At 69.0% G+C, this 11,946-nt stretch carries 9 protein-coding genes; 2 read left to right on the forward strand and 7 right to left on the reverse strand.

The window, feature by feature from the left end:
- Positions 1-413: 413 nt before the first annotated feature.
- The 3 genes from AB0I77_RS43465 to AB0I77_RS43475 all read right to left on the reverse strand — a co-directional run bounded on the left by AB0I77_RS43465 (position 414) and on the right by AB0I77_RS43475 (position 2,707).
- Positions 414-1,319, reverse strand: a complete 906-nt coding sequence (locus tag AB0I77_RS43465) for an ADP-ribosylglycohydrolase family protein (RefSeq protein ID WP_363288394.1) — start codon at positions 1,317-1,319, stop codon at positions 414-416.
- Positions 1,309-1,983: a histidine phosphatase family protein gene (locus tag AB0I77_RS43470; protein WP_363288395.1), complete on the reverse strand. Its 675-nt coding sequence runs from the start codon at positions 1,981-1,983 to the stop codon at positions 1,309-1,311. Before AB0I77_RS43470 ends, AB0I77_RS43465 begins: the two co-directional genes overlap by 11 nt.
- A 118-nt stretch (positions 1,984-2,101) precedes the next feature.
- Positions 2,102-2,707, reverse strand: coding sequence for a YdbC family protein (locus tag AB0I77_RS43475; RefSeq protein WP_363288396.1), 606 nt, complete (start codon positions 2,705-2,707; stop codon positions 2,102-2,104).
- 147 nt (positions 2,708-2,854) lie between these two features.
- On the opposite strand from AB0I77_RS43475, the gene AB0I77_RS43480 reads away from it, so the two are divergent.
- Positions 2,855-3,388: a TerD family protein gene (locus tag AB0I77_RS43480; protein WP_363288397.1), complete on the forward strand. Its 534-nt coding sequence runs from the start codon at positions 2,855-2,857 to the stop codon at positions 3,386-3,388.
- Between the two features lie 125 nt (positions 3,389-3,513).
- Here the strand turns inward: AB0I77_RS43480 and AB0I77_RS43485 are convergent, their stop codons facing one another.
- Positions 3,514-6,408 carry a vitamin B12-dependent ribonucleotide reductase gene (locus AB0I77_RS43485; RefSeq protein WP_363288398.1) on the reverse strand — a complete coding sequence of 965 codons (2,895 nt, stop codon included), beginning with the start codon at positions 6,406-6,408 and terminating at the stop codon, positions 3,514-3,516.
- Between the two features lie 167 nt (positions 6,409-6,575).
- Complete coding sequence (gene nrdR / locus AB0I77_RS43490; RefSeq protein ID WP_363288399.1) at positions 6,576-7,136, reverse strand: transcriptional regulator NrdR; 561 nt, start codon at positions 7,134-7,136, stop codon at positions 6,576-6,578.
- Positions 7,137-7,700: 564 nt separating this feature from the next.
- Between nrdR and lexA the strand changes: the two genes are divergently transcribed.
- Positions 7,701-8,480, forward strand: a complete 780-nt coding sequence (gene lexA, locus AB0I77_RS43495; RefSeq protein ID WP_363288400.1) for a transcriptional repressor LexA — start codon at positions 7,701-7,703, stop codon at positions 8,478-8,480.
- 154 nt (positions 8,481-8,634) lie between these two features.
- Here lexA and AB0I77_RS43500 read toward each other — a convergent pair whose 3' ends face one another.
- Together AB0I77_RS43500 and AB0I77_RS43505 are read right to left on the reverse strand one after the other, a co-directional pair.
- Positions 8,635-10,620, reverse strand: coding sequence for an ATP-dependent DNA helicase (locus tag AB0I77_RS43500; protein ID WP_363288401.1), 1,986 nt, complete (start codon positions 10,618-10,620; stop codon positions 8,635-8,637).
- Positions 10,621-11,187: 567 nt separating this feature from the next.
- A complete protein-coding gene (locus tag AB0I77_RS43505) occupies positions 11,188-11,943 on the reverse strand; it encodes a GNAT family N-acetyltransferase (protein WP_363288402.1) in 756 nt (251 codons plus the stop codon).
- Positions 11,944-11,946 lie beyond the last annotated feature (3 nt).

Consider the following 11,946-nt stretch of genomic DNA (forward strand, 5'->3'; position numbering starts at 1 on the left):
GCGACCTGGAGGCTCTCGCGGACACGGCGGCACGACGCGCACCGCGGGCCGGCCTCGGCCTCCGCTGAACCGAACCAACCCACGCAAAGCCGCGGATGGCCGGACGGTGCCCGCAGACGAACGGCGAGGACACCGGTCCGGCCATCCGCGTCTCGCCCAGCACGGCGAGGAAGGCCGGCACAGCCACCGCGGCCGACAACACCAACAGATCCAGCACGAACTGCATGACCACCTCCTGCGGCCTCTCACGCGCCAGTTGCCTGTGCGAACCCCCGTGCATCACACAGCGGATGTCACGAGAACGCCTCAGCGGTCACGCAGAGTTCCCGGCGCGCACAGAGAGTTTCAACGCGTCTGTCGACCGTACCCAGTGGACGGGCGGCGAGCCCGGACGAAAACGGCGGCCAGTCCCGTCAAGCGGAGGCAGGAGCCCACGTCGGCAAGGCCTCCGTCTGCTCCACCCAGTCGGCGGGCGGCGTCCCCGCCTTTCCGGAGGCGATCACTCCGCCCACGATGGCGCAGGTCGTGTCCACGTCGCCGCCGACCTGCGCGGTCGTCCAGAACGCCTGCTCGTAGTCGCCCAGTGCCCTGGCGGCCGACCAGAGCGCGAAGGGCACGGTGTCGTGGGCCGTCGTACGCCGACCGCAGCCCAGCACGGCGGCGACGGTGGACGCGTCGGCATAGTCGAGCATGTCCCGGGCTCGTCGCAGGCCCGCGCCGACGGCGCTCTTCGGGACGAGCGCGACGACGCCGTCGAGGAGCGCCTCGGCGCTGGGCGGACCGCCGGGGGCACCGGCCAGCGCGGCGGCAGCGGCGACGGCCATGGCGCCGACCACGGCCTCACGGTGCTGATGCGTGGGGTAGGCCGAGATCTCCGCCTGGTGGGTCGCCTGCTCCGGATCGCCCGCATACCAGGCGCCCAGGGGTGCGATCCGCATCGCGGCGCCGTTGCCCCAGGACCCCTGTCCGTTGAAGAGCGCGGCGGCGAGCTCGCGCCAGTCACCGCCCTCCCGGACCAGCCGCAGCAAGCGGTTGACCGCAGGACCGTAGCCGCGGTCGAAGTCGTGGTGCTCGGCGAAAGAGCGAGCCAGGGCGTCCTGTTCGATGCGGTGGTGAGCGGCCAGGACGGCGACCACGGAGCAGGCCATCTCCGTGTCGTCCGTCCACTGCCAGGGGCCGGGCGGCAGCTCGCGGTGCTTCAGCAGTGGGTAGTTCACCGGCACGAAGAACTGCGAGCCCAGCGCGTCCCCCACGGCCAGTCCACGCAGGCTGGCCAGGGCGCGGTTCAGGCGCCCGTCGGGAGAGGAATCAACGGTCATCGCCCTGCCCCTCCCTCCAGTGACCGCATACGGTTCGCCAGCTGTCGAAGGGCCGGTCCATCACGTACTTGCCGTCGTCCCCGAGAACGAGCATCCGCATCTCCGCGTTCCCCGGATTCGACAGCGACTCGAACTCCCCGACCGTCCAGTGGAACCACCGCATGCAGAACAGGCGCATCGCCAGGCCGTGGGTGACCAGCAGTACGTTCGGCGGATGATCGGGCGCCTCGAAGCTGCGGTACAGGCTCTCCAGGAAGCCGCCGACCCGGTCGTAGACGTCGGCTCCGGACTCGCCCTGCGCGAAGCGGTAGAAGAAGTGTCCGTACGCGTCCCGGTAGGCCTTCTGGAGCCGGACGTCGTCGTGGTCCTGCCAGTTCCCCCAGTCCTGTTCGCGCAGCCGGGGCTCCTCGCGCACCCGTATGAGCTCGGGGTCCAGGTGGAAGGCCCGCAGCGTCTCGTGCGTACGGCGGTACGGGGAGACGTACACGCTGACGCGCTCGCGGCCGAACACCTCGCGCAGCCGCTTGCCGGTCTCCTCTGCCTGCTGCCAGCCCCGCTCGGTGAGTGCCAGGGCATGGTCGGGTTCACGCTCGTACACGGTGTCATCAACATTGCCGGTTGACTCGCCGTGCCGGACAAGGACGATGCGCCGTGGTCGTGCCATGCCGAAACCCTAGATCGGGGGAGGCCATATCGAGCAGTCGTACGGGCTCCATACGGCGTAGGTCACACCTTCCCGCACCACGAGCCCCATCACGGCACGTGATCAACGGGTCCGGATATCAGACTATCCAGGTCGGTTCCAGGTCCACGATGTCGCCCGTGAGGGAGGCGATGTCCGCCTCCGTCTGGGCCCGCAGGGCGAGTCGCTCCACGCGCTCGGTACGGTACTTGCCGTGTTCGGCGGCCGATCGCCACATCGACAGCACCAGGAACTCGCTCCCCGGCGCCTCGCCAAACAGCCCGCGGATCATGCCGGGCGAGCCGGCCATCGCGGGGTTCCAGACCTTCTCCTGCATCAGCGTGAAGTGCTCGGCGCGCTCCTCGTGGACATGGCAATGAGCGAAGCGCACCAGGTCGGCGTCCGTGAACCGCGGTTCGAAGCCGGTCTTCACATCGAAGCGGTAGTCGAACAGCTTGACCTGGATGTCCTTGAAGGTGCCCGACTGGGTCGCCGCCAGCCGGTCGTGGGAGCGGGCCATGAAGGAGTCGTAGAAGGCACGGCTCTCCCAGAAGGCGAAGACGTGGGCCACACTCTGCCGTCCCCGACTCCAGCCGCCCCCCTGTCCCCGAAAGCCCGGCTCCCCCAGAAGCCCCGCCCACTTTCGCTGCCCCCGCTCGAAACCGCGGCGGTCCACCACGGTGCAACGAATCCACTTGACCAGCACCGCGCCATCGTAAGGCCACGGAGCGTGGCGCCGGTCACGCTCGGGCACAGAGCTCTCCCACGAGCAACCCCGCGCGCGTGACAGGATGGGCAACCGGCCTTGCCTGCCAGGAGGTTCGGGCCGACGACACGGGGAAGGGGAAGTCTGGTGAACGCTCTCAGCAAGGGGATCCGCAAGGTCGAAGTCGCCCTCAAGTGGGACCCCAGTCCGGCGGGGCAGCCGCCGACCGATCTGGACGTCGTCGCCGCGACCTACCTCGCGAGCGATCCGTACGGCGATCCCGCCTATGTGGTGCACTTCGACAGCCGCTCCCCCGACGGCACCATCTACCTCAACCGTGACAGCCAGGACGGCAAGGGCTTCGGCTGGGACGAGGTCCTGACGGTCGAACTCGAACGGCTCGATGCCCGCTACGCGCGCGTGGTGGTCGGCGCGATCATCCAACAGCGGCCCGGCCACCGCACCTTCGTCAGTGTGATCAACCCCGCTCTTCGCATCCGGGAGGGCTACACGGTCCTGGCCGAGGACGACTTCGGCGGTGTGCTGGGAGCGACGGCGGTGACGTTCGCCGAGTTCGTGCGGGAGGAGACCGGCACCTGGGAATTCCACCCGGGCATGAAGGGATTCGAGGACGACCCCGCGAACTTCACCGCGATCATGGGCCAGGCACACAGGCACTGAGTCTCAGGCGTTGCGAAGGACGACGATCGCGTCGAAGAGGTACGCGAGAGGGGCGCCGGCATAGAGCCGGCGCCCCTCCTCCTCAAGGACTACCTGTCAGGCGGGCGACGCGCCCCGGCCCGGTGTCAGCTGCAGCCGCTGGTCGAGCCGCAGCCCTCGCAGATGTAGCAGGAGCCGGCCCGCTGCATCTTCGTACCGCAGGAGAAGCAGAGCGGAGCGTCGGCCTGGATGCCCAGCTGCATCTCCACCAGCTCGGCGCTGGTGTGGGCCTCCTGCGGCGCGGCCTTGGCCGCCTCCACCTCGGCCTTCGGCGTGGCGACGGCCTTCAGTTCCTGGGCGCGCGGCGCCGACTGGGCCAGGCCCTCGACGTCGACCTCGTCGTCGGACGGCTCGTACGAACCGGTCTCCAGGTGGCGCTGGCGCTCCTCGGCGGAGTGGATGCCGAGCGCGGAGCGCGTCTCGAAGGGCAGGAAGTCGAGCGCCAGGCGGCGGAAGATGTAGTCGACGATCGACTGGGCCATCCGCAGGTCCGGGTCGTCCGTCATGCCGGCCGGCTCGAAGCGCATGTTCGTGAACTTCGAGACGTACGTCTCCAGCGGCACGCCGTACTGGAGGCCGACGGAGACCGCGATGGAGAAGGCGTCCATCATGCCCGCGAGGGTCGAGCCCTGCTTGGACATCTTCAGGAAGACCTCGCCGAGACCGTCGTCCGGGTAGGAGTTGGCGGTCATGTAGCCCTCGGCGCCGCCGACCGTGAAGGACGTCGTGATGCCGGGGCGGCCCTTGGGCAGGCGCTTGCGGACCGGGCGGTACTCGACGATCTTCTCGACCGTCTCACGGATGGCCGCCTCGGTCTTCTCCGTGACCTCCGCCTTCTCCTTCTCCTTGGTCTTGGCGGAGAGCGGCTGGCCGACCTTGCAGTTGTCGCGGTAGATCGCGAGCGCCTTGACGCCCATCTTCCAGGCCTCGAAGTAGACCTCTTCGACGTCCTCGACGGTCGCCGTCTCCGGCAGGTTGACCGTCTTGGAGAGCGCGCCGGAGATCCACGGCTGGATCGCGGCCATCATGCGCACGTGCCCCATCGCCGAGATGGACCGCTCGCCCATGGCGCAGTCGAAGACCTCGTAGTGCTCCTGCTTGAGGCCGGGGGCGTCGATCACATTGCCGTGGTCGGCGATGTGGGCGACGATCGCCTCAATCTGCTCCTCCTGGTAGCCCATCCGACGTAGGGCCTGCGGCACGGTGCCGTTGACGATCTGCATCGAACCGCCGCCGACCAGCTTCTTGAACTTGACCAGCGCGAGGTCGGGCTCAAGGCCGGTGGTGTCGCAGGACATCGCCAGGCCGATGGTGCCGGTCGGGGCGATGACGGACGCCTGGGAGTTACGGAAACCGTTCTTCTCGCCGAGGCGCAGCACGTCCTGCCAGGCCTCCGTGGCGGCGGCCCAGACCGGCGTGTCCAGGTCGTCCACGCGGACGGCCACACCGTTGGCGTCGGAGTGCTGCTTCATGACGCGCAGGTGCGGCTGGGCGTTGCGGGCGTAGCCGTCGTACGCGCCGACGACCGCGGCGAGTTCGGCGGAGCGCTTGTACGACGTGCCGGTCATCAGGGAGGTGATGGCGCCGGCGAGGGCGCGGCCACCGTCGGAGTCGTAGGCGTGGCCGGTCGCCATCAGCAGGGCGCCGAGGTTGGCGTAGCCGATGCCGAGCTGGCGGAACGCGCGCGTGTTCTCGCCGATCTTCTGGGTCGGGAAGTCCGCGAAGCAGATGGAGATGTCCATCGCGGTGATGACGAGCTCGACGACCTTCGAGAAGCGCTCGACGTCGAAGGACTGGTGGCCCTTGCTGTCGTCCTTCAGGAACTTCATCAGGTTCAGCGAGGCGAGGTTGCAGGACGTGTTGTCCAGGTGCATGTACTCGCTGCACGGGTTCGAGCCGTTGATCCGGCCCGACTCCGGGCACGTGTGCCAGCGGTTGATGGTGTCGTCGTACTGGATGCCCGGGTCGGCACAGGCCCAGGCGGCCTCGGCCATCTTGCGGAAGAGCTCCTTGGCGTCGACCTCCTCGATGACCTCGCCGGTCATCCGCGCGCGCAGGCCGAACTTGTCGCCGTTCTCCACGGCCTTCATGAACTCGTCGTTCACGCGGACCGAGTTGTTGGCGTTCTGGTACTGGACGGACGTGATGTCGTCGCCGCCCAGGTCCATGTCGAAGCCCGCGTCACGAAGGGCGCGGATCTTCTCCTCTTCCTTGACCTTGGTCTGGATGAAGTCCTCGATGTCGGGGTGGTCGACGTCGAGGATGACCATCTTGGCCGCGCGGCGCGTGGCGCCACCCGACTTGATCGTTCCTGCGGAGGCGTCGGCCCCGCGCATGAAGGAGACCGGGCCCGAGGCGTTGCCGCCCGAGGAGAGCAGCTCCTTGGAGGAGCGGATCCGGGAGAGGTTCAGGCCGGCTCCGGAGCCGCCCTTGAAGATCATGCCCTCTTCCTTGTACCAGTCGAGGATCGAGTCCATGGAGTCGTCGACGGCCAGGATGAAGCAGGCGGAGACCTGCTGGGGCTGTGCGGTGCCGACGTTGAACCAGACGGGACTGTTGAAGCTGAAGATCTGGTGCAGGAGGGCGTACGCCAGCTCGTGCTCGAAGATCTCGGCGTCGGCGGGCGAAGTGAAGTACTTGTTGTCCTCGCCGGCCTTCCGGTACGTCTTCACGATGCGGTCGATCAGCTGCTTGAGGCTGGTCTCGCGCTGCGGGGTGCCCACGGCACCACGGAAGTACTTGCTGGTGACGATGTTGACCGCGTTCACCGACCAGAAGTCGGGGAACTCGACGCCACGCTGCTCGAAGTTGACCGAGCCGTCGCGCCAGTTGGTCATGACGACGTCACGACGCGCCCACTCCACCTCGTCGTACGGATGCACGCCGGGGGTGGTGTGGATGCGCTCGATACGCAGGCCCTTCGGCGCCTTGGTTCCCTTCGCTCGGGAACCTCGTGCCGGACCGCTCGCCGTCTCTGTCATGCCGCCTCCCTGGTACGGGCGAAAACGCCCAGAAGTGCCCCGATGTTCCCGTGGCACGGTGTTTTGTCTGGTGTTGCGGGCACCCTCTCGCTGCCGCCCGCAACTGGTCTTCTCATCGCCGCCGCCCGGCCGGATCCGGAGTCCAAAGCTCCGGTCCGGCCCACGGGTCAGTCGGCGGTGCGTGCGGGCCCGGGGACCTGAGCAGCCCCTCCGGACCCGCGATCGCCTTCCTGGCCCCCCGGGACAGCGTCCTCGCGGTCATCGTCGTCCGCGGCGGGTGCCCCTGTTTGTTCCCTCAGTTCCGCGATGGCGGCCTCGAAGTCCTCGGGCGAGTCGAACGCCCGGTAAACGGACGCGAATCGCAGATAGGCGACGAGGTCGAGCTCCTGCAACGGGCCGAGTATGGCCAGCCCCACGTCGTGGGTGGTCAGCTCGGCGCTCCCGGTGGCCCGCACCGCCTCCTCGACCCGTTGGCCGAGCTGGGCGAGCGCGTCCTCGGTGACGGGCCGCCCCTGACATGCCTTGCGCACGCCATTGATGACCTTGGTACGGCTGAAAGGCTCGGTGACCCCGGACCGCTTGACCACCATGAGCGAGCACGTCTCCACGGTCGTGAAACGACGGGAGCAGTCAGGACACTGGCGGCGCCTGCGGATCGACGTGCCGTCGTCGGTCGTACGACTGTCGACGACGCGGCTGTCGGGGTGCCTGCAGAAGGGGCAGTGCATGAACGTCCAACCCTCCTCACAGCAGACTCAATAGCCCCAAGAGGCCACTTGGGCCCCTCGAAGCAGCCCCAAGCATAGGCGATCTCCGAGAGCCTGTAGACCCGGGGGACCACAACTTCTGGGCTGCTGCTGCAATCCAACCACTAGATGTGGGGATTGGCCCATACATACACACCCGTACGCGCGTGTCGCATCGTATTGGCCCGCACCGTCGGCGCGTACGCCGCACCGACACACGGCAGCGCATGACCGTATCGCCGCGGCACATGCGGAGATACCGTGGGCGCCACACGGAGGGCACGTGGGGTTCCCGCGCAGATGGGGGCCCGTTCCCAGTTCGCGAGATGGCGGATGGCAGACTGGGGCGGCACCCACGAGGTGGCCATCCGGGCGGCGAAAAGTACAACAACGGCACCTTTTGCCCGCCAGGTACCGCGTCAGCCATACACCCAGACACACGACCAAGTCAGGCTATTCGCGTTTTTTCACTCGAACGTGTGTTTGGCGCAACCTTTCGAAAGCAACTACCGTTGTCCAGCAGGGAGACCATCGAGAGGGGCCGACGTGACCACCACCGCAGACAGTGCCACCATCACTGCCCAGGACCGCTCCCAGGGCCGACTTGAGCCGGTGCATGCGATGAACGAAGCCACGAATCCTGAGGGACACAAGCGCTCCTTGCCGGGCCGACCTCCAGGCATCCGGGCGGACAGCTCCGGACTCACCGACCGGCAGCGCCGGGTGATCGAGGTCATCAGGGACTCTGTGCAGCGGCGTGGCTACCCGCCGTCGATGCGGGAGATCGGCCAGGCCGTCGGCCTTTCCAGCACCTCCTCCGTCGCCCACCAGCTGATGGCGCTGGAGCGCAAGGGATTCCTGCGCCGCGACCCGCACCGCCCGCGCGCCTACGAGGTGCGCGGCTCGGACCAGTCCTCGTCGGTGCAGCCCACGGACACCGCCGGCAAGCCCGCCGCGTCGTACGTCCCGCTCGTCGGCCGCATCGCCGCCGGTGGCCCGATCCTCGCGGAGGAGTCCGTCGAAGACGTCTTCCCGCTCCCCCGCCAGCTGGTCGGTGACGGTGAACTGTTCGTCCTCAAGGTCGTCGGCGATTCCATGATCGAGGCCGCGATCTGTGACGGCGACTGGGTCACGGTCCGCCGCCAGCCGGTCGCCGAGAACGGCGACATCGTGGCCGCGATGCTCGACGGCGAGGCCACGGTCAAGCGCTTCAAGCGCGAGGACGGCCATGTCTGGCTCCTCCCGCACAACTCGGCGTACGAGCCGATCCCGGGCGACGACGCGACCATCCTCGGCAAGGTGGTGGCGGTACTGCGCCGCGTGTGACGGCTGCGGCGGACGGGCCCGACGGCCCTTGTCCCCTGACCGGGCCCCGGGACCCCTGCGCCGGTTCCGGGGCCCTGCGCTGTCCGGACCCGACTGCCGGGTGTGGTGCATCGGGGGGTAGCCTGTCGCGGCGCCGCGACAGGCTACCCCCCGATCACTGCGCGTCCGCCTCTTCGACCTGCTTCGCGACCGCGTCGATCGCCGCCAGCGACTTCCTGACCTGATTACGGTCCGTCGTGTACCAGAAGTCGGGCAGTGACGCCTTGATGTAGCTCCCGTAGCGGGCCGTGGCCAGCCGCTGGTCCAGTACGGCGACCACACCGCGGTCCCCCGAGGCCCGCACGAGGCGGCCGGCGCCCTGGGCCATGAGAAGCGCCGCGTGGGTGGCGGCGACCGCCATGAAGCCGTTGCCGCCGGCGTCCTCGACCGCCTTCTGGCGGGCACTCATCAGCGGGTCGTCCGGCCGCGGGAACGGAATCTTGTCCATGACGACCAGCTGACAGCTGGGGCCGGGGACGTCGACGCCCTGCCACAGCGACAACGTGCCGAAGAGACAGGTCTTCGGGTCGGCCGCGAAGTTCTTGATCAGTTCGCCGAGCGTCTCCTCGCCCTGGAGGAGGATCGGCAACTCGGGGATGCGGGAGCGGAGTTCCTCCGCGGCCAACTGGGCGCCCCGCATCGAGGAGAACAGGCCCAGGGTGCGGCCGCCGGCCGCCTGGATCAGCTCGGTGAGCTCGTCGAGCATGTCCGCGCGGTCGCCGTCCCGCGCGGGGCGCGACAGGTGCTTGGCGACGTACAGGATGCCCTGCTTGCGGTAGTCGAAGGGCGAGCCGACGTCGACGCCCTTCCACTGCGGAACGTCGTCGCCCTCCGTGCCTTCGGGGGCGAGGCCCAGGGAGGCACCGACGCCGTTGAAGTCTCCGCCCAGCCTCAGGGTCGCCGACGTCAGGACTACCGAGCGGTCCGCGAAGAGCTTCTCCCTCAGCAAGCCCGAGACGGACATGGGAGCAACGCGCAGGGAGGCGCCGAAGCGGTCGTGGCGCTCGTACCAGACGACGTCCCACTCGGAGCCGTTCGTGATCCGCTCCGCCACGTCGTGCACGGTCTCCACGGAGGCGAGTGCCTGCTTGCGGACCGCGTCCTCGTCCTGGACGGACTTGTCGCGCGTCGCGCCGATCCCGGAGATCACGGTGCGGCAGGCGTCGCGCAGGGCCATCAGCGCATAGCCGAGGTCCTCCGGGATCTCTTCCAGACGGCCCGGCAGGGCCAGCTCCATCAGCCGCTCGAAACCCTCGGCGGCGGTCTGGAGCTGGTCGGCGGCCTTCTCGTTGACCAGCTTCGCGGCGCGGCGCACCGCTCGGTTGACCTGGCCGGGGGTGAGCTCGCCGGTGGCGACCCCCGTGACCCGGGAGACCAGCTCGTGTGCCTCGTCGACGATCAGTACCTCGTGTTGCGGGAGGACCGGAGCACCCTCGATGGCGTCGATCGCGAGCAGGGCGTGGTTGGTGACGACGACTTCGGCGAGCTTGGCACGCTCGCGGGCCATCTCGGCGAAGCACTCGGCGCCGTACGCGCACTTCGAAGCGCCCAGACATTCCCGCGAGGAGACCGACACCTGGGCCCACGCGCGGTCGGAGACCCCGGGCGTGAGGTTGTCGCGGTCGCCGGTCTCGGTCTCGTCCGACCAGTCACGCAGCCGCAGCAGGTCCTGGCCCAGCTTGCTGGAGGGCGCGGCCGCCTCGAACTGGTCGAAGAGCCCCTCCTCCTCGTCCTGCGGAATGCCCTCGCGGAGGCGGTGCAGACACAGGTAGTTCGATCTGCCCTTGAGCATCGCGAACTCCGGTCGGCGGCGCAGCAGCGGATGCAGCGCGTCGACCGTACGCGGCAGATCCCGCTCCACGAGCTGGCGCTGCAGGGCGAGGGTGGCGGTCGCTACGACGACGCGCTCCCCGTGCGCGAGCGCGGGCACGAGATAGCCCAGCGATTTACCGGTGCCGGTGCCGGCCTGGACCAGCAGATGGGAACCGTCGTCGATCGCGTCCGCGACGGCTTCGGCCATGGTCACCTGGCCGGGGCGCTCCGTGCCGCCGACGGCAGTGACGGCAGCATGCAGGAGTTCGGGGAGTGGTGGCTTCGTCATAGCGCGACCACCCTACGGCCCCGCACTGACAACCGGGCGATCAAGGTGGGGACGAGGGGCGGGATCAAGACCGGGTGCTCCTCGGTGCGGATCGGATCGGACTGGTTGGCGGCGGAGATTGGCGCGCTCGGGTCGGGGATGGCTCGCTTGAGGGACGGGATTGTTTCGCTTTCGTCCGGTGCTGGGCGATGGCTCGGTTGGGTGAGATCGGACGGGGTTCGGTGGAGATCGGGCTCGGGGGTGGCGGTGACAGTGACGGTGACGGGCTCGGGGGTGGCGGTGACGGGCTTGCGTGCGGCCGTGACGGGCTTCGTGCGGCCGTGACGCGGCTGGCCGTGACGCGGAGGCTCGGGCTCGTAGGTGACGCGGAGGCGCGGGCTCGGCCATGACGCGGAGGCGCGGGCTCGGCCATGACGCGGCGCGGGCTCGGCCTTGGCGGGGCCTGCGTGCGGCCGAAGCGCGGTCCGCCTACGGCCGAGGCGGGATCGGTTTGAAACAGGTTCGGGGCGAGTGGGAACCGGGCCGGCGCGAGCGGTGCACCAAAAGTGATGGCGCTGCGACGTGGCGTCACAGCAGATGGCGCAGGGACCGGTCTCGGGACATGAGGGCGACCCGCTTGGCGGGCAGGTCGACCTCGGCGGAGAAGCCGAAGCCGGCGCTCAGGAAGGCGGCGATGGAGGGGACGTTGCGAAGGTCGGGTTCCGCGATGACGCGGGCGCAGGCCGACCGCTTGTCGAGCACGAGATCGGCGACGGCTCTCAGCAGAGCACTGCCGAGTCCCCGCCCCCGGTCGGCGACACCGCCGATGAGGAGGTGGATACCGGTGTCGTGAGGTCGGGCCGGATAGTTACGGGCCAGCGGATCGATGTCCGCACGGTAGATCTCCCAGTAGCTCATCGGCCTGCCCTCGAGCACCCCGAGACATGGAACGCTGCGCCCGTCGCCGGCGAGTTGGGCCAGCAGGTGATCCTCGGTGACGCTCTGCGGCCCAGACAGTTCCCAGAACGCCGCGACGGCGGGGTCGTTCATCCAGCGGCTGACGAGCGGCAGGTCCCGTTCGATGCGGACCGGGACAAGGTGGAACACGCCCACAGGGGTGGCCGTAGGTCCCCAGTCGGCGACACGGTCGAGCAGGTCGTCAGCCTCTGGGTGCCCGGAGGCGGGCGGCGCCGTGCCCCCGGCCCAGGGCCGCACCGCGTCGACGTCGGCTCTCTCCTCTCGGAAGAGTGCGATGAGTTCGTCGGACAGGCGCAGGTCCAGCGTGTCCTCGCAGTCGGCGGTGGGGACCGCACCGGCGTTGGCACTGGCGTCGGCGGGAGGCACGGC

The organism is Streptomyces sp. NPDC050619 (assembly GCF_040654815.1).
Classification (GTDB): Bacteria; Actinomycetota; Actinomycetes; order Streptomycetales; family Streptomycetaceae; genus Streptomyces.